Below are 26291 nucleotides of genomic sequence, written 5' to 3' on the forward strand. Positions count from 1 at the left end.
GGTCCGGGGCCGTCGTGCGGGCGGCCTGGGCGGGGAGGTGGACCGGGATGTTCCTCGGCACCCACCACCCGAAGCTCGACGACAAGGGGCGTTTGACGCTGCCGGCCAAGTACCGGGAAGCATTGGCGGGGGGGTTGATGGTCACCAAGGGACAGGACCACTGCCTCTACGTCTTCCCGCGCGACGAGTTCGAGCAGATGGCGCGCAAGGTCGCCGAGGCGCCGTTCACCAACGAGGCGGTCCGCGCCTACCAGCGGTACCTGTTCGCCGGCACCGACGAGCAGCAGCCGGACGGGCAGGGCCGGATCAAGATCGCGGCGGAGCTGCGGCGCTATGCCGGGCTGGCCAAGGAGTGCGTGGTCATCGGCGCGATCAACCGCCTGGAGATCTGGCACTCGGAGAGGTGGCAGAGCTACCTCGACGAGCACGAGGAGGGCTATGCGAAGGCTCAGGAGGAGGTGTTGCCCGGCGTTTTCTGAGCGTTCCGCCGACCGGCGGGGCGGGAGTTGACGGCAAGGGACCCGGGTTTCGTGAGGCCTCGGTCCGCTCGGCTATCGCATGCCTGGTGCATCTTCCCCGGCACCAGGACGCGACGGGCGGGCGGGGACCTGACGGGATCCGGAAAACCAGGGGGCTTTACCGAAGATCGCCACGCGCCGTTCGCGCGTGGCGATCGGCGGTATTCGACCGCGGTGTCGAACCGGAACGGGGCACGCGGGAAGGGAGGGACCGCCGTGGCCGAACAGCGGCATGATCAGGGTGGATCCGCCCGCGACAAGCACGTTCCCGTGCTGCTCGAACGGACGCTGGAGCTGCTCGCGCCCGCGTTGTCCCGCGAGGGGGCGGTGGTCGTCGACGCCACGCTCGGCATGGGCGGGCACTCCGAGGCGATGCTCGCCGCGCACCCCGGGCTGACGCTGGTCGGGCTGGACCGCGACACGGACGCGCTGCGGCTCGCCGGTGAGCGGCTCGCGCCCTACTCCTCCCGGATCCACCTGGTGCACGCGGTGTACGACGAGTGGGCCGACGTGCTCGCCGACCTCGGACTGCCCGAAGTGGACGGTGCGCTGTTCGACCTCGGGGTTTCCTCGCTGCAGCTGGACGAAACCGCCCGCGGCTTCGCCTACGCGCACGACGCACCGCTGGACATGCGGATGGACCCGGGCGCGCCGCGCACCGCCGCGGACGTGCTCAACACCTACAGCGCGGACGAGCTGGCGCGGGTGCTGCGGACCTACGGCGAGGAGAAGTTCGCGGGCAAGATCGCCGCGGCGATCGTCCGGGAACGCCAGAAGGAGCCGTTCACCAACAGCGCGCGGCTGGTCCAGCTGCTCTACGACACCGTGCCGGCGGCGAGCCGGCGCACCGGCGGGCATCCGGCCAAGCGCACCTTCCAGGCGCTGCGCATCGAGGTCAACGCCGAGCTCGACGTGCTGGACCGCGCGCTCCCGGCGGCGCTGGACTCGCTGGCCGTGGGCGGTCGGATCGCGGTGATGTCCTACCACTCGCTGGAGGACCGGATGGTCAAGCGGGCCTTCGCCGACCGGACGAAGTCGCGCACCCCGGTCGACCTGCCGGTGGAACTGCCGGGCCACGGACCGGAATTCCGGTTGCTCACCAGGGGCGCCGAGCTCGCCGGTGAGCAGGAGATCGAGGCCAACCCCAGGGCCGCATCGGTGCGGCTGCGGGCCGCGGAGCGGGTCGGCCGGGGGAACGCATGAGCGGCAAGGCGAGGGAGGCGAGATGACTGCACCTACGCGTGCCGGCAAAGCCGCTTCGCGGGCGGGTTCCGCCGAGCGAACGCAGCAGGCCGCCCAGAAGACTGCGCAGAAGAGCAGCCAGAAGAAGTCCGGGCAGAAGCCCGCCCAGAAGTCGGGGCAGAAGACGAGCGAGAAGCCGCGGACGCGGTCCGCCGCGGCCGAGCGCGCCTACGCGCGTCGCGAGGAGCGGCGGGACCGGTCGGCGCGGGAGCCCGCCGACCGGCGGCCGCGCCAGCTGCGGCAGGGCGTGGAGGAGCGGCGCCCCGCGGCGAAGCCGAAGCCCAAGGCGAAGGCGAAGCAGCTGCACGAGCGGGTTTCGCTCGCGCGGTTGCCGCTGGTGGTCGTGGTGATGGCGGTGCTGGCCACCGGGCTGGCCGCGACGTTGTGGCTGTCCATCGCCGCGGTCAGCGGCAGCTACCGGCTGCAGCAGGGCGAGGACCAGATCAACGCGCTGAGCGAGCGCAAGGAGCAGTTGCTGAGCGAGGTCAGCTCGATGAGCTCGACGCCGGAGATCCAGCGTCGAGCAGAGGAAGCGGGTCTGCGGCAGGCGCCTTCGCCCGCCCGCCTCGTCCAGCAGCCGGACGGCTCGGTGACCGTCATCGGTGAGCCGAAGAAGGTCACCGCCGCGCCGCCGCCCGCTCCGCCGCAGCCGCCGGCCGGGCAGCCCCCGGCGGAGCAGCCGCAGGCCGGGCAGCCTCCGGCGGCGGAAGGCCAGGTGTCGCAACAGCCTCCTGCGGACCAGCAGGTCGCGCAGGCGGGCCACTGATGGCCCGAGGGTCGACCAGCGGCATCCGGCGGCGCACCGCGCGCACGAACGTGGCCGGCAGCAACCGGCGGCTGCTCGTCGGCCGGTTGCTGCTGGTGATCGCTCTGGTGCTCACCGGCGGCAAGCTGATCCAGGTGCAGGGGTTCGAGGCCAGCGCGCTGTCCGAGAAGGCGCAGTCGCAGCGGGCGGCCAAGCAGATCATCCCGGCCGAGCGCGGATCCTTCACGGACCGCAGCGGGAACGTGCTCGCGTTCAGCGGTGAATCGCGGCAGCTCTACGCCAACCCGAACCTGCTGACCAAGACCTTCGACGAGGAACACGCGAAGAACCCCGCGAAACCCACTTCCGAGCAGTACAAGCGGGAGATCGCCCGCTACATCGCGCAGGTGCTGCCGGGGGTGATCAGCGAGCAGGAAGTGCTCGACGCGCTGTTCAAGGACGCCGGGTTCACCTACTTCGGCCCGCCGATCGATCCGAGCCAGGCGCGCCTGATCACCGAGAAGTACCCGCACATCGGGGCCGAGTACCGGGCGACCCGCGAGTACCCGGCGCGCGACGTGGGCTCGAACATCATCGGCGCGGCGAACTGGCGACCGGATGAGCGGAAGGTCCAGGGCCAGATGGGCCTGGAAGCCTCGATGGATTCGCTGCTGGCCGGCACCGCCGGGGAGAAGATCGCCGACACGGCGAGGGATTCGAACCTGGTCATCCCCGGCACCGAGCGGGAGCTGAAGGCGGCGATCCCGGGCTCCGACGTGCAGCTGACGATCGACTCGGACCTGCAGTTCATGCTCCAGCGCCAGCTCGCCGACTACGCGCGCACCGCCCAGGCAAGGAGTGCCAGCGCGGTGGTGCTGGACGCCAAGACCGGCGAGATCTACGCGCTGGCCAACGACAAGTCCTTCGACCCGAGCGCCAAGTCGTGGGGCGAGAGCCCGGACAGCAATCCGGCGGTGACCACCCCCTACGAGCCGGGCTCGGTGGGCAAGGTGATCACCGCGGCCGGAGCGATCGAGGACGGCATCGTCAAGCCGGACACCGTGCTGCAGGTGCCGGGCTCCATCAAGGTCGCCGACCGGACCGTCGGCGACGCCTGGCCGCACGGCACGCTGCCGCTGACCTTCACCGGCGTGCTGGGCAAGTCCTCCAACGTCGGCACCCTGATGGTCGCGCAGCAGCTCGGCGAGGACCGGTTCTACGACCTGGCCAAGAAGTTCGGGCTGGGCCAGGTGACCGGCAGCGGCCTGCCGGGGGAGAGCGCGGGCAGCCTGCCGCCGCGCCAGTCCTGGTCCGGGTCGACGTTCGCGAACCTGCCGATCGGCCAGGGCCTTTCGATGACGGTGCTGCAGATGGCGGGCATGTACCAGGCGATCGCGAACGACGGGGTGCGGGTGCCGCCGCGGATCATCGCGGCGGAGACCGGGCCGGACGGCACGCGAGTGGAGCGACCGCGCCCGGAGGGCGTTCGAGTGGTCAGCCCTGAGACGGCGCACACGGTTCGGGACATGCTGCGCTCGGTGGTGCAGAACGGGCCGGGGCGCGAGCAGGACGGCACCGGGCCGGGCGCGGCCCTGCCGGGCTTCCAGGTCTCCGGCAAGACCGGGACGGCGCAGCAGGTCGACCCGGCTTGCCGCTGCTACAGCCAGTCGAAGTACTGGATCACCTTCGCCGGGATGGTGCCCGCGGACAACCCGCGCTTCGTGGTGGGGCTGATGCTGGACCAGCCGGCGTACGGGACGCAGGACGGTTCGTCGGCGGCGCCGCTGTTCAACGAAGTCGCGTCGTTCCTCACCCAGCGCTACCAGATCCCGCCGTCCAAGGAGCAGGCGCCGATCCAGACCCTCCAGGTCCCCTGACGGCGGACGTCAGGGGACGAGGGGCGTCTGGATCAGCTGGTACCCGTCGAGGCGGCTGACGAGGGTTCCCCGGCCCGGCGGGAGCGGGCGGGAGGGCGTGGTGCCCATCAGCTTGCCTTCATCGGCGTTCGCGCTCATCGCCAGCCCCGGCGGGTTGGTTTCGCGCAGTGTCGCGATGAAGCGCTCGTACAGCGCGCGTCCCGCTCCGGCGGAGTCGCGGGTCAGCACGACGTGCAGGCCGAGATTGGCGGCCATCGGCAGGAACTCCGCCAGCGGCGCGAGCGGGTTCTCGCCGCCGGACGCCACGAGTTCGTAGTCGTCGACGACGATGAACAGGTCGGGGCCCGACCACCAGGAGCGGTTCCGTACCTGTTCCTGCGTCACGTGCGGTCCCGGCATCCGCTTCCGCAGCGCCGGGATCACGTCCTCGACATGGCTCCTGAGCTGGCCGGGGGTGATCACGTACGCGGCCAGGTGCTCGGTGGTGAGGAACCCGAGCAGCGTGCGCCGGTAGTCGACCAGCAGGATCAGCGCTTCCTGCGGCGCGTACCGCTCGGTGATGCCGCGGATGATGGTCCGCAGCAACGTGGTCCGGCCGGATCCGCGTTCGCCGATCGCGTAGAAGTGCGGCTCCCGGCGGAAGTCCAGGTGCACCGGTTGCAGGGCCTTCTCGCCGATGCCCAGCGGGATCAGCTTCGGGGCGTGCGCCGGCGGGAACCGGTACGGCAGCTCCGTCGGCAGCTGGTGCACCGGCGGGGCCGGGTATCCGCGCCAGCCGGACCGCACGCGGTCGACCAGGTCCGCGACGGCGTCGGCGTGGCTGTCGCGGTAGACCTCCTGCACCGGACGGGGCCACCGCCCCTTTTCCCGGGCGGCTTCCACCAGAGCGCCCCGCTTCGCGCGGTCCACCCGGGGTAGCGCGGTGCGGAAGTGCTGCTTGCTCGGGTGCATGCCGCGGCCTGGTTGGGAGTGCGGCACATGTGCGGCCCTCTCGGGATCGATCTCCGATCGGTCCGATTCGAAGAGCCGCAGCTCGATGCGGGTCTCCAGCAGATTCCGCATCCCGGAGCGGATTTCGGACCACCGCTTCGCCGTGACGAACACGTGGATGCCGTATGCCAGGCCCCTTTCGGCCAGGTGGTGCACATTGGCCGGGACATGAACGGATTCTTCGTAGAAAGTTCTCCATCCGTCGATCAGCAGGAACACGTCGCCGTGCGGGTCGGGGTCGGGCTCACCGCGCAGCCTGCGTTCGCGGAGCTCCGCCATGTTCTCGATGCCCAGCTGCTGGAAGAGCCGCTGTCGCCGGGCCAGCAGCGCGTCCATCTCGAGCGTGACGCGCCGCGCCGCATCGATGTCGAGTCCGGTTACGACGGACCTCACGTGCGGCAGGTCCCGGAACGCCGCCAGCGAACCTCCGCCGCGGTCGACGCAGTAGAACTGCACCTCGCGTGGCGTGTGCGTCAGCGCCAGCGATGCGATCAGCGTGCACATCGCGGTGGACTTGCCCGAACCGTCCCGGCCCACGATCGCGCCGTGGGTGTCCAGGTCCAGCACCATCGGGTCCTGCCGGCACAAGTACGGGTCGTCGAGCAGCCCCATCGGCACCTGCAGCGGCCGGTCTCCTGGGCGGCGAACCGCCGTGTAGCCCCGGACTTCGTTTTGCTGAAACGGGGGAAGCAGAGCGTCCAAAGTGGGCGGCGTGTCCAGCGGCGGCAACCAGATTTGGTACGCCGACTGGGCCTTGCCGCGCATTTCGGCCAGCGTGGTTTCGGCGAGGCTGGTTTCGGGCTTGCCGCGGGACACGTATGCCGTTTTGAACTGCCTGATGCCGTCGGAAGTGCGCAGGTATCCGACGCCCGGCTCACGCGGCAGGTCGCAGGCGTCGGGCACTCCGATCACTGCGCGAGATTCGGCGGCGTTGAAGGTCCTCAGCGCGATGCGGTAGGACAGGAACGCTTCGAGGTGGCGAACCCTTTTTTCTTCAAGTCTTTGCGATGTCAGCAGCAGACGGACGCCCAGTGGCGGGCCAAGACGGCAGATCCGCAGCAGCAGATCGGCGAAATCGGCATGCTGCGACATCATTTCACTGAATTCGTCCAGCACCACGAACAGCGTCGGAAAAGGTTCTTGACAGCGCTGGTCGCCGGATTCGCGCATCTGGCGGTATTCCCGGAAGTCCTTCGCTCCAGCGCCTCCCAGCACTCCCGCGCGCCGGCTCAACTCGCCGTCCAGCGAGTCCTGCAGTCTGCTGGGTAGCTCGAAATCGAAAGCCAAATTGGGGATGATCGCAGAAACATGCGGTGCGTTATCAAAAACGTGGAAAGTAGCGGCGCCCATGTGCTCTGCGAGCACGAAGTTGACGTCGGTCGGCGGATGCGTGGCCATCAGGCCGAGGACGATGGTGCGCAGGAGCTCCGACTTGCCGGAGCCGGTCGCGCCGATGATCATGCCGTGCGGCCCGATCCCGCCGAGCTCGGCTTCTTTGAGGTCGAGCTCGAACGGATTCCCGGCTTCGTCCACGCCGATCGGGATCCGGTAGAGGTCCTCGATCGGGCGCGGCGCCCACGCTCGGTCGACGTCGAAGCCCGGTCCTAGGTTCAACAGGCCGGCGGCCAGGTTCGGCGGTGCCTCGGGCGGCAGGATCTGTCGCGCCGAAGGGGCTTTGTCGCGCATCGCTGCCAGGATGGTTGCGAGCAGCTCGTTCTCGGAATCGCTTTGGGGCACAGTCGCGGTCTTGAACTGCTCGATGCTGTCCGGGGTGCGCAGATATCCGCGGCCGGTGCCGCTCGGTATTTCGCCGGCGTCGGGGATTCCGATCACCATGCGCGACTCGTCGGCGTTGAAAGTCCTCAGCGCGACGCGGAAGGGCAGGAACGGTTCGAGAGATCGCAGATCTCCCTGCTCCAGCCGGTGCGAGGCCAGCAACATGTGGGTGCCCAGAGAACGTCCCAAACGACCGACCCGCACCAAGATCTCGACGAAGTCCGGCTGTTTCTCCAGCACTCTGAGGAATTCATCCATGACCACGAAGAGGGCAGGCAGCGGTTCCTGGCAACGCTGATCGCCGGACTCCTGCATCTGGCGGTATTCCCAGAAGTTCTTCGCCCCGACGGCTCTCAGCAATTCCATGCGGCGGCTCAACTCGACTTCCAGCGAGTCCCGCAGCCGCCGGAGCAGATCCGCATCGGACTCCAAGTCGGGAGCGAAGGCCGAAACGTGCGGCGCGTCCTCGAGGTCGCCGAACGCTGGGCTGGCGATGTACTCGGCAAGCACGAAGTTGACGTCGGCCGGCGAATGCGTCGCCATCAGGCCGGTCACGATCGAGCGCAGGAGGCTCCCCCTGCCGGAGCCGCTACCGCCGATGATCAGGCCGTGCGGACCCATCCCACCGCGGGCCGCTTCCTTGAAGTCGAGCTCCACCGGGGTGCCCGCCTCGTCCACGCCGATCGGGATCCGGTAGAGGTCCTCCGCCGAGCGCGGCGCCCAGGCCCGGTCGATGTCCAAGCGCGGTCCCAGGTTCCACAGCTCCGCCGGGTCGGCGTTGTGGATCCACGCCTCGGTCATGCACGGTCCCCCTGAACGTCGTGATGCGGCAAGCCATGTATATCAAGCGGCCTACCGCACCACGGTCGTTCGACCGACCGCCCTCAGGCGGCTCCTCCGGTCTTGCTCGGTGAGGTCTGGATCTCCTCGGCGGGGGCTTTGAAGCGGGACAGCGTCAGGAACAGCGCCGCCGCCGCGAAGCCGCAGAACGCCAGCAGGTACAGGCCCGCCGTCTGGGAGTGGAAGGAGGTCTCGATCCAGGTCTTCGCGATCGGGGCCACGAATCCGCCCAGGTTGCCCAGCGAGTTGATCAGGCCGATGCCGGCCGCCGCAGCCGTGCCGGTCAGGTACGCCGCCGGGAACGTCCAGAACACCGGCTGCACCGAGATGTACCCGGCGGCGGCCACCGACAGGCCCGCGATCGCCAGCACCGGGCTGCTGAAGTACGCCGACGCCGCGATGCCGACGGATCCGGTGGCGACGCAGGCCGCGGCGACGAACCGCTTCTTGGGCTGGGCGAGCCGGTCCGCGCCGGTGGACACCGCGATGTTCACCAGCAGCGCCACGGTCCACGGGATCGCCGTCACCAGACCGACCAGCAGGCCGACCTTGCTGCCCACGGCGGCGGCCACCTGCGTCGGCAGGTAGAACGTCATGCCGTAGACGCTGCACTGGATCAGGAAGTAGATCAGGCAGAAGAACAGCACCCGCCGGTCCACCAGGGTCGACCACATCCGGTGCGGGCCGTGCGCCTTCTTGGCCTCGGCCTCGCGGTCGACCGCGGTCTGCAGGGCGGTGCGCTGGTAGGGCGAGAGCCACTTGGCGTCGGCCGGCTTGTTGTCCAGGTAGAAGTACGCCCACACGCCGACCACGCACGCGATCAGGCCTTCGACCGCGAACATCCACTGCCAGCCCAGGATTCCCGCCGCGCCGTCGAGTTCCAGCAGCAGCCCGGAGAGCGGGCCGCCGAGCACCGAGGCGAGCGGGATGCCGAAGTAGAACAGCGCGTTGCAGCGCGCCCGGTACGCATGTGGCACCCAGTAGGTGATGTACAGGATGACGCCGGGGAAGAAGCCCGCTTCGGCGACGCCCAGCAGGAAGCGCAGCAGGTAGAACAGGAACTCGCTGTTCACCAGGGCCATCGCGGCCGAGATCAGGCCCCAGGTCACCATGATCCGGCACATCCACCAGCGCGCGCCGACCCGCGTCATGATGAGGTTGCTCGGCACCTCGAACAGCGCGTACCCGATGAAGAACAGCCCGGCCCCGAGCGCGTAGGCCGCCTCCGAGATCCCCGCGTGCGCCTGGAATTCCTGCTTGGCGAACCCGATGTTGACGCGATCCAGGAACGCGATCACGTACATGAAGAACAGGAACGGCAGCAGCCGCACCATGACCCGCCGGATCGCGGTCGTGAGCGCCTCGTCGGGCGCTCGCTCGCCGGTGTGCACCATGCCTCCCCGCTGAGGTGGTGAGCGTTCGAAATATCGAACTTCGTTCGTGATTTGGGTCACGAGCGTAGGGCTGCTGGTCGGGGCCGTCAATGGCGCGTCCGGTATCGCAACCATTGTTCGAGATTGCGGATGGTCGGGGCCGGGCTATTGCGCCCGGCCGAGCGAGCTGGTTACGTCGCAGTGGTCAGACCATGGTCTCGACGAGGAGGACGCATGAGCACGCCACGGCGCAGTGCGAGTTGGTTCGGGGCCCACGGCCGGGCCGGGATGACCGCCCGATCCTGGGTCAAGAACCAGGGCTACAGCGACGAGGTGTTCGACGGCCGCCCGGTGATCGGCATCGGCACCACCTGGTCCGAGCTGGCGCCGTGCAACGCCCACCAGCAGCGGATCGCCGAGGCGGTCAAGCGCGGGGTGTGGCAGGCGGGCGGTTTCCCGCTGGAGTTCCCGAACATGGCGCTGGGCGAGACACTCATGCGCCCGACCACCATGCTCTACCGCAACCTCCTCGCGATGCAGGCCGAGGAGACCATCCGCGCCAACCCGCTGGACGCCGTCGTGCTGCTGTCCGGGTGCGACAAGACGACACCCGGCCTGCTGATGGCGGCGGCCAGCGTCGACCTGCCCACCGCGATGCTCACCGGCGGGCCGATGCTCAACGGCAAGTACAGGGGCACCGACATCGGCTCCGGCACGGCTGTCTGGCAGGCCGAGGCCGACCTCGTGGCGGGCAAGATCACGCAGGACGAGTGCTACTTCATCGAGGGCTGCATGTCCCGCTCCAACGGGCACTGCATGACGATGGGCACCGCGTCCACGATGGCCTGCATCGTCGAGGCGCTCGGCATGCAGCTGCCGTACGCGGCGTCCTGGCCGGCCGTCGACGCGCGCCGCTACGCCGCCGCCCAGCAAACCGGGCAGCGCATCGTCGAGATGGTCGAGGAAGACCTCAAGCCCTCCGACGTGCTCACCCGCGACGCGTTCCGCAACGCGATCCGGGCCAACGCCGCGATCGGCGGTTCCACCAACGCCGTCGTGCACCTGATCGCCATCGCCAAGCGCGTCGGCGTCGAGCTGACCGTCGACGACTTCGACACCGACACCCGCGACGTGCCGACGCTGGTGAACCTGCAGCCCAGTGGCAAGTTCCTGATGGAGGACTTCTGCTATGCGGGCGGGCTGCCCGCGGTGCTGAAGGAACTCGGCGACCTGGTCGAGCGCTCGGCGGTGACGGTCACCGGCCGCTCGATGGGCGAGAACATCGCCGGCGCGGAAGTGCACAACCGAGAGGTGATCACCGCGTTCGACGAGCCGTTCCAGGCCGTCGGCACCGGAACAGCGGTGCTGCGCGGTTCGCTGGCGCCGGACGGTGCGGTGATCAAGCAGTCCGCGGCGTCGCCCCGGCTGCTGCAGCACCGCGGCCCGGCAATGGTCTTCGAGGACGTCGACGACTACTACGCGGTGTGCAAGGACGACGATCTCGACGTCGACGAGAACACGGTGCTGATCGTCCGCAACGCGGGACCGAAGGGCTATCCGGGCATGCCGGAGGTGGCCAACGTCCCGGTGCCGAAGAAGGTGCAGGACCGCGGATTCGACGACATCGTGCGGATTTCCGACGGCCGGATGAGCGGCACGGCCTACGGCACGGTGATCCTGCACGTCACGCCGGAGGCTGCCGCGGGCGGCCCGCTGGCATTCGTGCGCACCGGCGACATCGTCAGCATCGACGTGCCGAACCGCCGCCTCGACCTGGAGGTGCCGGCGGAGGAGCTGAACCGCCGCCGGGCGGAGTGGAAGGATCCCGACAACCCGTACCCGCGCGGCTACCAGCGGCTGTACTACGACCACGTGCTGCAGGCGTCCGACGGCGCGGATCTGGACTTCCTGGTCGGCAAGTCCGGCAGCTACGTGCCCCGCGACGGCCATTGACGGCGGTCGCGGGTCTTCCGGGGCGTCCTGGAAGACCCGCGACCGGCCAGGAATGTCCACTGTGGTCAGCCGCGCGGCACCTGCGGGTCGCTCCAGCCCAGGTAGTTCTTGAAGTAGGAGACGCTGTCGGCATGGCCGATCTTGCCGCCGATGCTGCTCGCGTAGATGCCGCCGTTGCCGTCGGCGATGCCGACGTGCCCGTACTGGCTGATGTTCCAGTACACGAACGCGCCCTTGGGCGGGGTGGAGCCGTCGGTGTGCGCCTTGCCCACGCGCACCGCGCCCTGCCAGTGCGCGATCGCGGACGGCCAGACGCCCGTCGTGCCCCAGGCGTTCTCCACGGCCTTCTCGCAGAGGCCCCTGGTAGGAGGTGTCGCCCTGGTGCTTCTGGAACCACTCGACGGCGCCCTGTGCGGTGCCGTCGCCGGGACTCATCTGTATGGCCCGCGATGCGGGTTCGGCGATCACGCTCGGCGCGGCGAGCGGAGCGAGCACGAGTGCTGCGGCAACACCGCAGGCGCTGGTTAATCGAACGAGGCGGTTCTTGTTCACGAAGTCCTCCCGGAGCGCAAAAATCTCCAACGAACGGGAAGGACGCTAGCGATCTCCGCAGCCGAACACCATCAAGAACACCTGAACAGCCGATGACAGTCGCCCCCGCAGCAGTGACGGACCACGCGCTACTCCCCGGCGCGGATGACTCGCTTCGGCTCCCCGGAGGAGCACTCGATCCGGATGCGCGGGTCGAAGTGCTGGGCGAGGACGCGACCCGTTTTCCGTGCCTTGGCGAGCGTTCGGGGAAGCGAGTGCAGCAGCTCGATCGCTACCGGCCGATTCTCCGTCCACAGTTGTTCGAAGTGCGCGAGCACGCCTCGTGAGGCGGCGATGTCGCCGATCTGGTCGAGCAGGTGGGGACTCGGCAGGCCCAGGTTCCGCACCAGCGAGGACGATCGGCTCGTGCCGCTCACACCGATCGCACGAATCGGATGTTCGTGCCGCTCATTTCGCCACCGCTTCAGCGCGGATTCGGGCAAGTCGACGTGAATGGCGGTCGCAGTGGGTTCGATATTGGAGTTGAACGGCTCGACTTGCACTGCCGGCCGGCGGAGGCTCTCAAGCGTGAAGCTGTCAAAGTTGGACCTGTTCAGTCCGTCCCAGTTCAACAGGTATCGCTCGAATGGAATATCGTCGTCGACGGTCTCCCCGCCGATCTCGGTGCCGTCTTCCTCGACTTCCTCCATGTCGGCTTCGTAATCGAACCTGATGACCAGTGGATGTCCGGTGTGATCTGCGAGAAACTTCCAGGGCGATTCGTTCAGCAATGTCTGTGTGGGATTGCGCGGGTTGTTCCTCGGGCCCAGGTGATAGTAATTGACGCTTTCATCTTCTTTGAGGACGGGTTTCCCAAGTGTGAGGTGCATCTTGCAAGGTGCGCAAACAAGATACCCCGAGGTCGCTCATGGGTTCCTCGTTCAATCTTTCCGCTGGCTAGGTTTGCAACCTCGTCCCCTTGGCCCCGAAAATTCGAGTCAGGGGAGTTCTACGGCACCTCCGGGGCGCGGCGGCGCGGGCGAATCGGGACTGGGCCGGACGGCTCAGCCTGTGCCCGGCCGAACAGGTGACCGACCATGGGGATGCCTCCTCGGGTGGTACCGGTAGCCTGTCGCGACGTGCCTTCCGCGGTCGCGACAGCTCCGCCTCGCCCGTCTCACGTCGAGCCGGTGGAGATCGAGAAGCTCGCCGATTTCATCGGCGCGCGTGTACTTCGCGTCCCTGGTCACAGCGCTGCCGCAGCGCCGGTGACCGGGGCGACCCTGCGTGCTCAGCACGTTCGTCCCGGCGATCTGTTCGCCGCGCTGCCGGGCACTCGCGTGCACGGCGCCGACTTCGCCGAGCAAGCGCTGGATTCCGGCGCCGTTGCCGTGCTCACCGACCAGGCCGGGATCGAGCGGGTCACCCTCGCCGAGCATCCCGCCGTCCGCGAGGGCAAGGTCGCGCTGCTCGTGCACGACGATCCGCGCGGCGTGCTCGGCGCGGCCTCGGCGCTGATCTACGGCGATCCGTCGCAGAAGCTGAAGGTGCTCGGCGTGACCGGCACCTCCGGCAAGACCACCACGACCTACCTGCTGGAGTCCGCGCTGCAGGCCGCCGGGTTCGGCACCGGGCTGGTCGGCACCGTCGAGACCCGCATCGCGGGCGACCGGCTGGACAGCGCGTTCACCACCCCCGAGGCGCCGGACCTGCAGGCGCTGCTGGCCGTGATGGTCGAGCACCGGGTGACCTACGTGCCGATGGAGGTCTCCAGCCACGCGCTGGCCATGGGCCGCGTCTCCGGCACCCGGTTCGCCGTCGGCGCCTTCACCAACCTCTCCCAGGACCACCTGGACTTCCACCGCGACCTCGAGGACTACTTCCAGGCCAAGGCGCTGCTGTTCGACGGCCGCGCCGAGCACGAGGTCGTCTGCATCGACACCGACTGGGGCAAGCGGCTGGTCAAGCCGGACACCATCACGGTGTCCACCGCCACGGACGCATCCTGGTCCGCCACCGACGTGCAGGCGTTCCCCACCGGGGAGCAGACCTTCACCGCGCACGGCCCCGACGGCCTGGAGCTGCACATCCGGCTGCGGCTGCCCGGCCCGTTCAACGTCGCCAACGCGCTGCTCGCGATCGGCGTCCTGCACGCCGCCGGCGTGCCCATCTGGGCCATCGAGCGCGGCCTCGCGGAGGTCGACGTGCCCGGCCGCATGGAGCGTGTCGCGCTCGGGCAGGACTTCACCGCTGTGGTGGACTACTCGCACAAGCCCGGCGCGGTCGCCGCGGTGCTCGACGCGGCCCGCGCGCAGGTCGACGGCAAGGTGATCGTCGTGCTCGGCTGCGGAGGCGACCGGGACGTCGCGAAGCGGCCGTTGATGGGCGAGGCGGCCGCCCGCCGGTCCGAGCTGCTGATCGTCACCGACGACAACCCGCGCAGCGAGGACCCGGCGGACATCCGGGCGGCCATGCTGGCCGGTGCGCAGGAGGTGCCCGCCGACCAGCGCGGGGACGTGATCGAGATCGGCGACCGGCGCGCGGCCATCGCCGCGGCGGTCGAGCGAGCCGAACCGGGCGACATCGTCGTCGTCGCGGGCAAGGGCCACGAGACAGGGCAGGAGGTGGCAGGCGTCGTGCACCCCTTCTCCGACCGGGAGGAACTCGCCGCAGCCCTGCGCCATAGGCTCGGGGCCCCAAGGGAAACCGATGTTCGTCGGGGGCAGGGCGACGAGGAGGCAAGTTGATCCGGCTCAGCCTCGCTGACATCGCGGAAGCGGTGGACGGCAGGCTTCATCGTGCGGAAGGCCCGGAGATCGTCAGCGCGGGTGTCGAGTTCGACTCCCGCAAGATCGAACCCGGCGGGCTGTTCGTGGCCGTGCCCGGGGAACGGGTCGACGGGCACGACTTCGCCGCGCAGGCGATCGCGGACGGTGCGGCGGGCGTGCTCGCCGCGCGGGAGGTCGACGCCCCGGCAGTGATCGTGCCGCCGGTGGACGACAGGCTCGGCGCGCTGGCGCTGGCCGGCGACGTGGACGCTTCCGGTGCCGCGGTGCTGGCCGGGCTGGCGAAGCTGGCCCGCCACGTGGTCGACCGGCTGCCGCAGCTCACCGTGGTGGGCGTGACCGGCTCGTCGGGCAAGACGTCCACCAAGGACCTGATCGCGCAGCTGCTGGAGCCGATGGGCTCGACGGTCGCGCCGCCCGGCTCGTTCAACAACGAGCTCGGCCACCCATGGACCGTGCTGCGCGCCGACGAGAGCACCCGGCACCTGGTGCTGGAGCTGTCCGCGCGCGGCGTCGGGCACATCGCGCACCTCTGCGAGGTGGCGCCGCCGCGCATCGGCGCGGTGCTCAACGTCGGCCACGCGCACCTCGGCGAGTTCGGCTCGCAGGAGGCGGTGGCGCAGGCCAAGGGCGAACTGGTCGAGGCGCTGCCCGCGGACGGCGTGGCGGTGCTCAACGCCGACGATCCGCTGGTCGCGGCGATGGCCGAGCGCACGAAGGCCCGCGTCGTGTTCGTCGGCGAGCACCCCGACGCGCACGTGCGCGCAGTGGACGTCGACGTCGACGAGCTGGCGCGACCGACTTTCACGCTGGTCACCGCGCAGGGCGAGGCCCGGGTGACGCTGCCGCTGTTCGGCGAGCACCACGTGGGCAACGCGCTGACCGCGGCCGCCGTGGCGCTGGAGCTCGGCGCGACGGTCGAGCAGGTGGCCGAGCGGCTCGGCTCGGTGCGCCGGGTGTCCGCGCGGCGCATGGAGGTCAGCGAGGCGCCGGGTGGCATCACGGTCGTCAACGACGCCTACAACGCCAACCCGGAGTCGGTCCGGGCGGCGCTGAAGACGCTGGCCGCGATGACCCGCGGGCGTCCGGGCCGGGCGTGGGCGGTGCTGGGACCGATGGCCGAACTCGGCGAGTCGGATGCCGAAGCGCACGACGAGATCGGGCGGCTGGCCGTCCGGCTGAACATCGACCGGCTGGTGGTGGTCGGCGAGCAGGCCCAGGTGATGCACCAGGCGGCATCGCTGGAGGGGTCGTGGGGAGAGGAGTCGGTTCTGGTGCCGGACGTCGATGCGGCCGTCGCGCTGCTGCGCGCCGAGCTGCGTTCCGGTGATGTGGTGCTGACCAAGGCATCGAATTCCGCCGGGCTGTGGCGGGTCGCCGAGGCCCTGCTGGCCGAAGGGGATGCGGGGAGGCAGCAGCCGTGAAGCCGATCCTCGTGGCGGCCGCCGTGTCGCTCGTCGTTTCGATCCTGTTCACGCCCTACCTGATCCGGGTGTTCTCCAAGCAGGGCTTCGGCCAGGAGATCCGGGAAGAGGTGCAGAGCCAGCACGCCGCCAAGCGCGGCACCCCGACCATGGGTGGCGTGGCGATCCTGGTGGCCATGTGGGTCGGCTACCTGGTGAGCCACCTGATGGGCGGCGACCCGATGACCGCGTCCGGGCTGCTGGTGCTGGGCCTGACCACGGCGCTGGGCATCGTCGGGTTCCTGGACGACTTCATCAAGATCCGCAAGCAGCGCAACCTCGGGTTGAACAAGACCGCGAAGCTGGTCGGCCAGCTGATCGCCTCGGTGCTGTTCGCGATCCTGGCGATCCGGTTCGCCAACCAGAACGGCGTCACCCCGGCGTCGGTGGAACTGTCGTTCCTGCGCGACATCACGGTGATCTCGTTCGGCGCGATCGGGTTCGTGATCTTCGCCTACGTCGCGATCAGCGGCTGGTCGAACGCCGTCAACTTCACCGACGGCATGGACGGCCTGGCCGGCGGCACCGCGGCGATGGTGCTGGCCACCTACGTGCTGATCTCGTTCTGGCAGCTGCGCAACGACTGCTTCGCGCCGTCGGGTCCGATGCCGGGCTGCTACACGGTGCGGGACCCGCTGGACATCGCGGTGGTCGCCGCGGCGGCGATGGCGGCCTGCGTCGGGTTCCTGTGGTGGAACGCCGCGCCCGCGAAGATCTTCATGGGCGACACCGGTTCGCTGGCGCTGGGCGGCCTGCTGGCCGGGCTGTCCATGGTCACCCGCACCGAGCTGCTGATGATCGTCATCGGCGGCGTGTTCGTGGTCGAGGCGCTGTCGGTGGTGCTGCAGATCGTGGTGTTCCGCAGCACCCGGCGACGGCTGTTCCGGATGGCGCCGTTCCACCACCACTTCGAGCTCGCCGGGTGGGCGGAAACCACGGTGATCATCCGGTTCTGGGTGCTGGCCGGGATCAGCTGCATGTTCGGCGTCGGCCTGTTCTACGCGGACTGGCTCGAGAAGGCCATGATCCTCAAGTGACGGTGCGGGTGTCGTGAGTGCGCAACCGGGCTCGAGCCCGGTTGCGCACTCACGACCACGCTGCGAGACGCGTTAGGGAGGCGAACCGGTGGCAGGGCGGTTCGAGGGGCGGAACGTGCTGGTGGCCGGCGCCGGGGTGTCCGGCCGCTCGGCCGCCGAGGCGCTGCTGGCGGCGGGGGCGGCGGTCACCGTCACCGACGCCTCCGCCGACCGGCTGGTCGCGCTGGCGTCGCTGCAGGCGCAGGGCGCGGAGCTGGTCGCCGGGCTGGTCGAGCCGCCCACGGGTACCGACCTGGTCGTGACCAGCCCCGGCTGGCGGCCGGACGCGCCGCTGCTGGCGGCGGCCGTGGCGGCCGGCGTCGAGGTGATCGGCGAGGTCGAGCTGGCCTGGCGACTGGACCAGGAGAAAGAGGTGCCGGCCAGGTGGCTGGCGGTCACCGGCACCAACGGCAAGACGACGACGGTCAGCATGCTGGAGTCGGTCCTGCGGGCGGCGGGCGTCGACGTGGTGGCCTGCGGGAACGTCGGGCTGCCGGTGGTCGACGCGGTCCGCGCCGGGCACGAGGTGCTCGCCGTGGAGCTGTCCAGCTTCCAGCTGCACTGGTCGGACTCCGTCGCGGCGTTCGCCGCCGTCGTCCTCAACCTCGCCGCCGACCACCTGGACTGGCACGGTTCCCTCGCCGCCTACGGCGACGCCAAGGCGAAGGTGTACGCAGGCAACTCCGTCGTCGTCGCCAATGCCGACGACGAGTGGTCGACCCGGTTGTCCGCCGCTGCCGCCGCGGATGCCCGGCGGGTCTCCTTCACCCTGGGCGCTCCGGCGGAGGGACAGCTGGGTGTCGAGGGCGGTTCGCTGGTGGACCGGGCCTTCGGCGACGGCGTGGTGCTCGCGGAGCTCGCGGACGTGCATCCGGTGGGCCCGCACAACGTGGCGAACGCGCTGGCCGCGGCGGCGCTGGCGCGGGCCTACGGCGTCGACCCGGCGACGGTGGCCGACGGGCTGCGGGCGTTCCAGCCGGGCGCGCACCGGTCGGTGGTCGTCGCGGCGGCCGCCGGTGTGTCCTATGTGGACGATTCCAAGGCGACGAACCCGCACGCGGCGGACGCGGCGCTGCGCGCGCACCCCCAGGTGGTGTGGATCGCGGGCGGGCTGCTGAAGGGCGCCGAGGTCGACGAACTGGTCGCGGCCAACGCCGATCGGCTGACCGCCGTGGTGCTCATCGGCCGCGATCGGGGCCGGTTCGCCGCCGCACTGGCCCGACACGCGCCGGATGTGCCGGTCCGAGAGGTCGCCGCAGGGGACGATGCGGGCATGCTGGAAGCTGTTCGCGCGGCCGACGAGTTCGCGCGACCGGGCTCGGTGGTCCTGCTCGCCCCGGCCGCCGCGTCGATGGACATGTTCACCGACTACGCCCACCGGGGCCGGGCTTTCGCCGACGCGGTGCGCGCGGTGCTGTCCGACGCCCCGGCGGCGCACGGCGGGTGATCCGCCGTGACCACGATGACCAAGCCCGCGGCCGCGCGCAGCCCGAAGAAGCGCGCCACCCGGAGCGTGCTGTCCCCGCTGACCGCTTGGCTGACCCGGCCGCTGGCGTCGTTCCACCTGCTGCTGGCCGTCTTCGGTCTGCTGACCATCTTCGGCCTGGTGATGGTGCTCTCGGCCTCCAGCGTCGACTCGTTCAACAAGGACGGCTCGTCCTACAGCGTGTTCAGCAAGCAGGTGTTGTACTGCCTCGCCGGACTGCTCGTGTTCTACGCCGCGATGCGGGTGCCGGTGCGGCTGATGCGCCGGCACAGCCTGATCCTGCTGACGGTCTGCCTCGGGCTGCTGGTGGCGGTGCTGACGCCGCTGGGCACCAAGCTGAACGGGGCGCAGAGCTGGTTCATGGTCGCCGGTGTGTCTTTCCAGCCGGTCGAGTTCGCCAAGATTTCATTCGCGCTGTGGGGCGCGCACGTGCTCGTCACCAAGCGCGGCCTGATGACGCAGTACCGGCACCTGCTGGTGCCGGTGGTGCCCGCGGCGCTGCTGATGTTCGCGCTGGTCATGATGCAGCCCGACCTCGGTTCCACGATCACGCTGTTCATCGTGCTGCTGGCGCTGCTGTGGTTCGCCGGTGCGCCGCTGCGGCTGTTCCTGGTGATGCTGCTGGGCGCGGTGACCGCGGGCGTGGTGCTGGCGATGGTCGCTGACTACCGGATGGCTCGGCTGACCAGCTTCCTGGATCCGCTCGCCGACCCGGCCGGCAACGGCTACCAGGCCTCGCAGGCGCTGTTCGCGCTGGCCGACGGCGGGCTGTTCGGGCGTGGGCTCGGGCAGGGCTGGTCGAAGTGGCAGTACCTGCCCAACGTGCACAACGACTTCATCTTCGCGGTGATCGGTGAGGAGCTCGGGTTCGTCGGCTGCGCGATGGTGCTGGTGCTCTTCGGCACCACCGCTTATGTGGGCATGCGCATCGCGTTCCGCAACACCGACCCGTTCATCCGGCTGGTTTCGGCGACGTTGACGATGTGGCTGGTGGGGCAGGCGATCATCAACGTCGGCTACGTGGTGGGCCTGCTGCCCACCACCGGGCTGCCGCTGCCGCTGATCTCCTCGGGCGGATCGTCTGTGGTCACGACGATGCTGGTGTTCGGCCTGCTGGCGAACTTCGCCCGGCACGAACCCGAGGCGATCGCCGCGCTACGGTCTTTGGGACCGGGTCGGGTAGGCAAGCTGCTGCGGCTGCCCACCCCGGCGCCGTACCGGCCACCGGCGAAGCGGCGGCCGGCACGACCGACCCCACGAAGCCGGCCCAGCGCGAAGAGCTCCGGGGCGGCGGCAACTCGCCGGGGAAGCGGGGACACGCGCGCGCGTGGTACGCGCAGCGGACCCGGATCCCGGGCGCAGACACGAGGAGGACACCGTTGAGCGGGGAGCAGACGGTCCGCATCGACCACGGTGCTGTGGCCGACCCGCGGGGCGCCGCCATGGGCAGGCGGCCGCTGTCGGTGGTGGTCGCCGGCGGCGGCACCGCCGGGCACATCGAGCCCGCGCTGGCGCTGGCCGACGCGGTGCGCCGGCTGCGGCCGGACGCCCGGGTGACCGCGCTGGGCACCGAGCGGGGCCTGGAGAACCGGCTGGTGCCGGCCCGCGGCTACCCGCTGGAGCTCATCCCGCCGGTGCCGATGCCGCGCAAGCCCAACGCCGACCTGCTGAAGCTGCCGCTGAAGGTGCGGGAATCGGTGAAGCAGACCCGCGAGGTGCTGGAGCGCGTCGGCGCGGACGTGGTGATCGGCTTCGGCGGCTACGTGTCGCTGCCCGCCTACCTGGCTGCGCGCGGACGGGTGCCGATCGTGGTGCACGAGGCGAACGCGCGCGCGGGGCTGGCGAACAAGGTCGGCGCGAAGTTCGCGGAACGCGTGCTGTCGGCGACCCCGGACAGCGGCCTGGCCGGGGCGCAGACCATCGGCATCCCGCTGCGCGAGTCGATCACGCAGCTGGACCGGTGGGCGTTGCGGATGCAGGCCCGCCAGCACTTCGGGCTGCACCCGCACGCCCCGACGATCCTGGTGTTCGGCGGCTCGCAGGGCGCCCGCACCCTGAACACCGCGTTCTCCGGCGCGGCGGAAGCGCTGGGGCGCGCCGGGGTCGGCGTGCTGCACGCGCACGGCCCGAAGAACACCATCGCGGTGCAGCAGGTTCCGGGCGCGCCCGCGTACGCGGCGGTGCCCTACCTGGAGCGGATGGACCTGGCGTACGCGGCGGCGGACCTGGTGGTGTGCCGGTCCGGGGCGATGACCGTCGCCGAGGTCTCGGCCGTCGGGCTGCCCGCGGTGTTCGTGCCGCTGCCGCACGGCAACGGCGAGCAGGCGCTCAACGCGCAGCCGGTGGTCGCCGCGGGCGGCGCGCGGCTGGTGGCGGACGCGGACCTGACCACGCAGCGCGTCATCGACGAGGTGCTGCCGCTGGCGCTCGACGCCCAGCGGCTGCAGGGGATGAGCCGGGCGACGCTGGGCAGCGGCCACAGAGAGGCGGACCGGGTGCTCGCGCAGATCGTGCTGGAGGTGGCCGGACAGTGACCGGACCATCCCCCTCGAACTTCAACACCGTGGACCTAACGGATCTGGAAGCCGTGCTGGCCCGGGTGCACCTGGTCGGCATCGGCGGCGCCGGGATGAGCGGCATCGCCCGCATCCTGCTGGCCCGCGGGCAGGAGGTGTCCGGCTCGGACGCCCGCGACTCGCGCACGGTGCTGGCGCTGCGCGCCCAGGGCGCGCACATCGGCATCGGCCACCGGGCCGAGAACCTGGACCAGTTCGACGCGGACCCGACGGCGGTCGTGGTGTCCACGGCGATCAAGCAGGACAACGCGGAGCTGGTCGAGGCGCAGCGCCGGGGAGTCACGGTGCTGCGCCGCGCCGAGGCGCTGGCCGCGCTGATGGCAGGGCACCGGGTGGCGTGCGTGGCAGGCACCCACGGCAAGACGTCGACGACGTCGATGCTGACCGTGGCCCTGCAGCACTGCCGCTTCGACCCGTCCTTCGCCATCGGCGGCGACCTCAACGAGTCGGGCGCGAACGCGCACCACGGCGACGGCAGCATCTTCGTCGCCGAGGCGGACGAGAGCGACGGCTCGTTCCTGGTGTTCTCGCCGTCGGTCGCGGTGGTGACCAACGTCGAACCGGACCACCTGGACCACCACGGCACCGCCGAGGCCTACATCTCGGTCTTCGACGAGTTCGTCCGGCGGATCGAGCCGGGCGGCGTGCTGATCGCCTGCGCCGACGACGCGGGCTCGGCCGCGCTGGCCGACAAGGCGGCGGCGCTCGGGATCCGCGTGCGGCGCTACGGGAAGTCGGTGACCGGCGAGGGCGATGCCCGGCTGGTCGGCTACCGGGCCGAACACGGCTCCGGGGTGGCGACCGTGGAGCTCGGCGGCGAGCGCGTGGACGTGCAGGTGGCGGTGCCGGGCGAGCACATGGCGGGCAACGCGGTCGCCGCGCTGCTGGCTGGGCTGGAGCTCGGCGCGCCGCTCGGCGGCCTGCTCGACGGGCTCGCCGCGTTCGGCGGCGTCCGGCGGCGCTTCGAGTTCAAGGGCCGCGCCGACGGCGTCCGCGTCTACGACGACTACGCCCACCACCCCACCGAGGTCGACGCGCAGCTGCGCGCGGCGCGGCCGGTGGTCGGCGACGGCCGGCTGATCGTGGTGTTCCAGCCGCACCTGTTCTCCCGCACGGCGGCGTTCGCCGGCGAGTTCGCGACGGCGCTGGGCCTGGCCGACGAGGTCGTCGTGCTGGACGTCTACGGCGCGCGGGAAGACCCGCAGCCCGGCGTCACCGGCAAGCTGATCGCCGACGAGGTGCCGCTGCCGCAGGGGAAGGCGCACTACGAGCCGTCGTTCACGGCGGCGGCGCCGCTGGTCGCGGGCCTGGCCCGGCCGGGCGACCTGGTGCTGACGATGGGGGCCGGCGACGTGACGATGCTGGGCCCGGAAATCCTCCGCGAGATCGACCGCGACACCGCGGAGGACCAGGGGTGACCCCGACGCGCCGCCGTGCAGCGGAACGTCCCGGGATGCGCAGCACCCGGGGTCGTCCGGTGCGGGGCGGCGCGACGGCGCCGCCGAAGTGGCGGCGCTGGGTGCTCCCCGCGGTGCTGGCCGCGGTGACCGCGATAGCGCTCGTGCTGTACTTCACGCCGCTGCTGGGCGTCCGGTCGGTGCAGGTCGTCGGCAACGCGACGCTGGGCCAGGACCAGGTGGTGCAGGCGGCGGGCATCGAGCTGGGCACGCCGATGCTGCAGGTCGACGTCGACCAGATCCACGAGCGGCTGCAGGTGGTGCCGAAGATCGCCGCGGTGCAGGTGTCGCTGAGCTGGCCGTCGACGGTGCAGGTCCAGGTGACGGAGCGGGCGCCGGTGGCGTTCCTGGTGGCCCGCAACGGGATTCAGCTCGTCGACGCCGGCGGTGTGCCGTTCGAGGCGGTCCCGGACCGCCCGGCCGACCTGCCGGAGCTCCGGGTGCGCGAGGCGTCCCAGAACGACGCGGCGACCCGCGCGGCGATGACGGTGCTGATGGCCCTCTCGCAGCCGGTGCGCGCGGACGTGACGGCGGTGATCGCGGAGAACCCGAACGACATCCGCCTGACGCTCAAGGGCGACCGCGAGGTCCACTGGGGAACGCTGGAGGAGACCCCGAGGAAGGCGGCGATCCTCCCGCCGCTGCTGACCCGCCCGGGCAACGTCTACGACGTGACGACCCCGGCGCTGCCGACGGTGGCCTGAGCGGAGTTTCAGGTTTCGTTGGCTGCGTGGTCGATGAAGCGGGTCAGCAGGGCGTGCAGGCGGTGCTGGTCGGATTCGGACAGGGGCGCCAGCAGTTTGCTCATTGTCTGCGCCGCTATCCGGGTGACTTCGGCCAGGCGGGCGCGGCCTTCGTCGGTGAGGTGGACGGCGTACCGGCGGCGGTCGTGCTCGTCCTTGCGGCGGTTGACCAGGTCCTGCCGTTCCAGCTCGTCGAGCACGTAGACCATCGAGGACTTGTCCATCTGCAGCTGGCCCACCAGCGCGCTCTGCGGGGTCGGGCCCGCCTCGGCGAGGTGGCCGAGCACGGCGAAGTGGCGCAGGTCGAGCCGGTGCGCGCGCAGGGCGCGGTTGGTCGCGGCGCGGGCGTAGCGGTGGGCCAGGTACAGGTCGCCGCCGATCAGCAGCTCGAGATGTTCGCCGGGCTTGTCCACGTGCACATTATGCCCGATGACAAATCATCTGAATTCAGATAATCTCTGTTCGGTGGACATCATCGTCGTAGGAGCGGGCCTCGCGGGCCCCTGCTCGCCCAGGGTCTGGTCCGAGCCGGCTTGCGCGTCGCGGTCTACGAGCGGGAAGCCGCCGTCGACCAGCGCACTCAGGGCTACCGCATCCACGTCGGGCAGGAGGGCGATCTCGCCTTGCGCGCCTGCCTGCCGCCCGAGCTCTACGAGCGGGCGGTGGCGACTTCGGGCGTGCTCGGGTCGGGGGTGTCCTTCCTCGACCCGCAGCTGCAGGTCGTCCACCGCCTGGAGGTTCCGCCGGACTCCGCCGACTCCGCGGGGCAGCACCTGGTGGTCGACCGGGTCACCCTCCGCCGGATCCTCCTGACCGGCCTGGACGTGCGTCACGGCTCGCCGTTCGAGCGCTACGAACTGCTCGACGACGGGCGCGTGCGGGTGTTCTTCGCCGGCGGCGAGGTCGCCGACGCGGACCTGCTGGTGGCCGCGGACGGAACGCACTCGCGGATCCGGGCCCAGCTGCTGCCCGACGCCGAGGTCGTCGAGACCGGCCAGTTCCTGATCTACGGGAAGACGCCGTTGATCCCGCGGGTGCGGGAGCTGGCGCCTGCCGCCGCGCTGGACGGGTTCTCCATCGTGAACGGGCCGGACGGCCGGTACATGCCGTTGGCCGCCTTCGAGTCCCGCACCGGCACGGGCGTCGAGGACTACCTGATGTGGGTCGTCGGTGCCCCCGGCTCGCTCCGGTCGGCCGTGGAGTCCGCTGTGGACGGACGCGGGTTGCAGGAGGCGGCGGCCAAGCTGATCGCGGACTGGCCCGCCGCGCTCGGCGAGCTCGTCCGGCTCGGCGATCCGCGGAGCGTGCACTCGACGACGGTCCGGACCGCGGAACCCGTGCCGCCCTGGCGGAGCGTCCCGGTCACCGTGATGGGCGACGCCATTCACACCATGGTGCCTACCGGGAACAGCGCGGCCGTCGCGATGCGCGATGCGGCCTTGCTCTGCCGCCGCATCGTCGAGCGGCGCGGATCCCTGCTCGACGCGGTCCACGAGTACGAGGCGGAGATGCTCGACTACGGCTTCGCCGCTGTGGCGCGGTCGCTGCGCGGTGCCTGATCGCGCAGGGTGTGCGGGACGCTGATCAAGATCGTCTTCGTCACGCTAACGTGTGGTCGTGTTCAGGGTTAGTGGCGACGCACCGGAGTCGGTCTTCTCGGGACAGGCTCAGCGGACCAGGCGGCTGCACTCGGTTCGCGCGGCGCCGGCCCGCCCCGCGCCGCCGGTGGACATCGCCGAGGCCGAGGAGTTCCTCCGGCTCTTCCACGCCGAGAACCGGGATTCCGGGTCGCTGCAGCAGCGGCTGGACCGGATGCGGTACGAGGTCGAGACCGTCGGCAGCTACCGGCACACCCCGCAGGAGCTGACCTTCGGTGCGCAGGTGGCGTGGCGCAACAACGCCCGCTGCATCGGGCGGTTGTACTGGCGGAGCCTGAAGGTGCGTGACCTGCGCGACGTGCACGACGTGTCCGCCGTCGCGGCGCACTGCGTGCAACACCTGCGGATGGCCACCAACAACGGCAAGATCCGCCCGGTGATCAGCGTGTTCCCGCCGGAGATCCCGCAGCGCCCGGCGCCGCGGATCTGGAACGAACAGCTGATCCGCTACGCCGGCTACCGGCGCCAGGTCGGCTCGGTGCTGGGCGATCCGCGGTACGCGCGCTTCACCGACGCGCTGATCGGCTTCGGCTGGCGCCCGCCGGCCCAGCGGTCCGCGTTCGACGTGCTGCCGCTGGTGGTGGAGACCGCCGAGGAGGGGCCGCACATGTTCGCCCTGCCCGCGGAGCTGGTCAAGGAGGTCCCGCTGAGCCACCCCGAGCTGCCCTGGTTCGCCGAGCTCGGGCTGCGCTGGCACGCCGTCCCGGTGATCAGCAACATGCGGCTGCGCATCGGCGGGGTGTCGTACCCGGCGGCGCCGTTCAACGGCTGGTACATGGGCACCGAGATCGGCGCCCGGAACTTCGGCGACACCGACCGCTACGACCTCGTTCCGGTGGTGGCCGAGAAGCTCGGGCTGGACACCTCGCGCGAGGACACGCTGTGGCGGGATCGCGCGCTGGTGGAGCTCAACCGCGCGGTGCTGCACTCCTACCAGCAGGCCGGGGTGACCATCACCGATCACCACACCGAGTCGAAGCGCTTCCTGACGCACCTGGCCAAGGAGGAGGCGGCGGGCCGCAAGTGCCCGGTGGACTGGTCCTGGATCGTGCCGCCGATGTCGGGCTCGCAGACCCCGGTCTTCCACCGCTACTACGACGAAGACCCGCAGCGCCCGGACTTCCTCCTCGACGACGACGCGACCCGCCGGGCCCTCGAAGGCGGCCCGCCCCGCTTCGCCCCGGGACCGCGCCGGTAGGGC

19 protein-coding genes and 1 pseudogene are annotated in these 26291 nt (G+C 70.6%); 15 read left to right on the forward strand and 5 right to left on the reverse strand.

Annotated features, from left to right (window positions below):
* Positions 1-47 precede the first annotated feature (47 nt).
* The 4 genes from mraZ (at position 48) to E1288_RS15085 (ending at position 4382) form a co-directional block, all read left to right on the forward strand.
* Positions 48-479, forward strand: coding sequence for a division/cell wall cluster transcriptional repressor MraZ (gene mraZ / locus E1288_RS15070; protein ID WP_132485633.1), 432 nt, complete (start codon positions 48-50; stop codon positions 477-479).
* 255 nt (positions 480-734) lie between these two features.
* Complete coding sequence (gene rsmH / locus E1288_RS15075) at positions 735-1721, forward strand: 16S rRNA (cytosine(1402)-N(4))-methyltransferase RsmH (RefSeq protein WP_132485460.1); 987 nt, start codon at positions 735-737, stop codon at positions 1719-1721.
* A 22-nt stretch (positions 1722-1743) separates the two neighbouring features.
* Positions 1744-2526 (forward strand): hypothetical protein, encoded by a 783-nt coding sequence (locus tag E1288_RS15080; protein WP_132485462.1) that lies wholly within the window; start codon positions 1744-1746, stop codon positions 2524-2526.
* Positions 2526-4382 carry a peptidoglycan D,D-transpeptidase FtsI family protein gene (locus E1288_RS15085; protein WP_132485464.1) on the forward strand — a complete coding sequence of 619 codons (1857 nt, stop codon included), beginning with the start codon at positions 2526-2528 and terminating at the stop codon, positions 4380-4382. The genes E1288_RS15080 and E1288_RS15085 overlap by 1 nt, the downstream gene beginning before the upstream one ends.
* Positions 4383-4391: 9 nt before the next feature.
* Here E1288_RS15085 and eccCb read toward each other — a convergent pair whose 3' ends face one another.
* Both eccCb and E1288_RS15095 read right to left on the reverse strand, forming a co-directional pair.
* Complete coding sequence (gene eccCb / locus E1288_RS15090) at positions 4392-7949, reverse strand: type VII secretion protein EccCb (protein WP_132485466.1); 3558 nt, start codon at positions 7947-7949, stop codon at positions 4392-4394.
* Positions 7950-8032: 83 nt separating this feature from the next.
* A complete protein-coding gene (locus E1288_RS15095; RefSeq protein WP_132485468.1) occupies positions 8033-9382 on the reverse strand; it encodes an MFS transporter in 1350 nt (449 codons plus the stop codon).
* Positions 9383-9595: 213 nt separating this feature from the next.
* On the opposite strand from E1288_RS15095, the gene E1288_RS15100 reads away from it, so the two are divergent.
* A complete protein-coding gene (locus E1288_RS15100) occupies positions 9596-11314 on the forward strand; it encodes an IlvD/Edd family dehydratase (protein WP_132485470.1) in 1719 nt (572 codons plus the stop codon).
* A gap of 65 nt (positions 11315-11379) precedes the next feature.
* Here E1288_RS15100 and E1288_RS15105 read toward each other — a convergent pair.
* Both E1288_RS15105 and E1288_RS15110 read right to left on the reverse strand, forming a co-directional pair.
* Positions 11380-11866 (reverse strand): annotated as a pseudogene (locus E1288_RS15105) (CHAP domain-containing protein).
* Between the two features lie 128 nt (positions 11867-11994).
* A complete protein-coding gene (locus E1288_RS15110; protein ID WP_132485474.1) occupies positions 11995-12735 on the reverse strand; it encodes a hypothetical protein in 741 nt (246 codons plus the stop codon).
* Between the two features lie 300 nt (positions 12736-13035).
* On the opposite strand from E1288_RS15110, the gene E1288_RS15115 reads away from it, so the two are divergent.
* The 8 genes from E1288_RS15115 (at position 13036) to E1288_RS15150 (ending at position 23393) form a co-directional block, all read left to right on the forward strand.
* Positions 13036-14592, forward strand: a complete 1557-nt coding sequence (locus E1288_RS15115; protein ID WP_132485476.1) for a UDP-N-acetylmuramoyl-L-alanyl-D-glutamate--2,6-diaminopimelate ligase — start codon at positions 13036-13038, stop codon at positions 14590-14592.
* Positions 14589-16055, forward strand: coding sequence for a UDP-N-acetylmuramoyl-tripeptide--D-alanyl-D-alanine ligase (locus tag E1288_RS15120; protein WP_132485478.1), 1467 nt, complete (start codon positions 14589-14591; stop codon positions 16053-16055). Before E1288_RS15115 ends, E1288_RS15120 begins: the two co-directional genes overlap by 4 nt.
* Entirely contained in the window at positions 16052-17131 is a 1080-nt protein-coding gene (gene mraY, locus E1288_RS15125) for a phospho-N-acetylmuramoyl-pentapeptide-transferase (RefSeq protein ID WP_132485480.1), read from the forward strand. The genes E1288_RS15120 and mraY overlap by 4 nt, the downstream gene beginning before the upstream one ends.
* Before the next feature lie 88 nt (positions 17132-17219).
* Positions 17220-18617: a UDP-N-acetylmuramoyl-L-alanine--D-glutamate ligase gene (gene murD, locus E1288_RS15130; RefSeq protein ID WP_132485482.1), complete on the forward strand. Its 1398-nt coding sequence runs from the start codon at positions 17220-17222 to the stop codon at positions 18615-18617.
* Between the two features lie 6 nt (positions 18618-18623).
* Positions 18624-20039 (forward strand): putative lipid II flippase FtsW, encoded by a 1416-nt coding sequence (gene ftsW / locus E1288_RS15135; protein WP_132485484.1) that lies wholly within the window; start codon positions 18624-18626, stop codon positions 20037-20039.
* A 59-nt stretch (positions 20040-20098) separates the two neighbouring features.
* Positions 20099-21190, forward strand: a complete 1092-nt coding sequence (gene murG / locus E1288_RS15140; RefSeq protein ID WP_132485637.1) for an undecaprenyldiphospho-muramoylpentapeptide beta-N-acetylglucosaminyltransferase — start codon at positions 20099-20101, stop codon at positions 21188-21190.
* Positions 21191-21285: 95 nt separating this feature from the next.
* On the forward strand, positions 21286-22650 hold the full coding sequence (gene murC, locus E1288_RS15145) for a UDP-N-acetylmuramate--L-alanine ligase (protein WP_235883577.1): 1365 nt from the start codon (positions 21286-21288) through the stop codon (positions 22648-22650).
* A 35-nt stretch (positions 22651-22685) separates the two neighbouring features.
* A complete protein-coding gene (locus E1288_RS15150) occupies positions 22686-23393 on the forward strand; it encodes a cell division protein FtsQ/DivIB (protein ID WP_235883566.1) in 708 nt (235 codons plus the stop codon).
* A gap of 8 nt (positions 23394-23401) precedes the next feature.
* On the opposite strand, the gene E1288_RS15155 is transcribed toward E1288_RS15150, so the two are convergent.
* The gene (locus tag E1288_RS15155) at positions 23402-23845 is read right to left on the reverse strand and encodes a MarR family winged helix-turn-helix transcriptional regulator (protein WP_165968124.1); all 444 of its coding nucleotides are present in this window, start codon (positions 23843-23845) and stop codon (positions 23402-23404) included.
* 45 nt (positions 23846-23890) lie between these two features.
* Here E1288_RS15155 and E1288_RS15160 point away from each other — a divergent pair, with 45 nt between their 5' ends.
* A complete protein-coding gene (locus E1288_RS15160) occupies positions 23891-24991 on the forward strand; it encodes an FAD-dependent oxidoreductase (protein WP_132485490.1) in 1101 nt (366 codons plus the stop codon).
* A gap of 58 nt (positions 24992-25049) precedes the next feature.
* Positions 25050-26288, forward strand: coding sequence for a nitric oxide synthase oxygenase (locus tag E1288_RS15165; protein ID WP_165968125.1), 1239 nt, complete (start codon positions 25050-25052; stop codon positions 26286-26288).
* Positions 26289-26291 lie beyond the last annotated feature (3 nt).

Source organism: Saccharopolyspora elongata, assembly GCF_004348985.1.
GTDB classification, from domain to species: Bacteria; Actinomycetota; Actinomycetes; order Mycobacteriales; family Pseudonocardiaceae; genus Saccharopolyspora; species Saccharopolyspora elongata.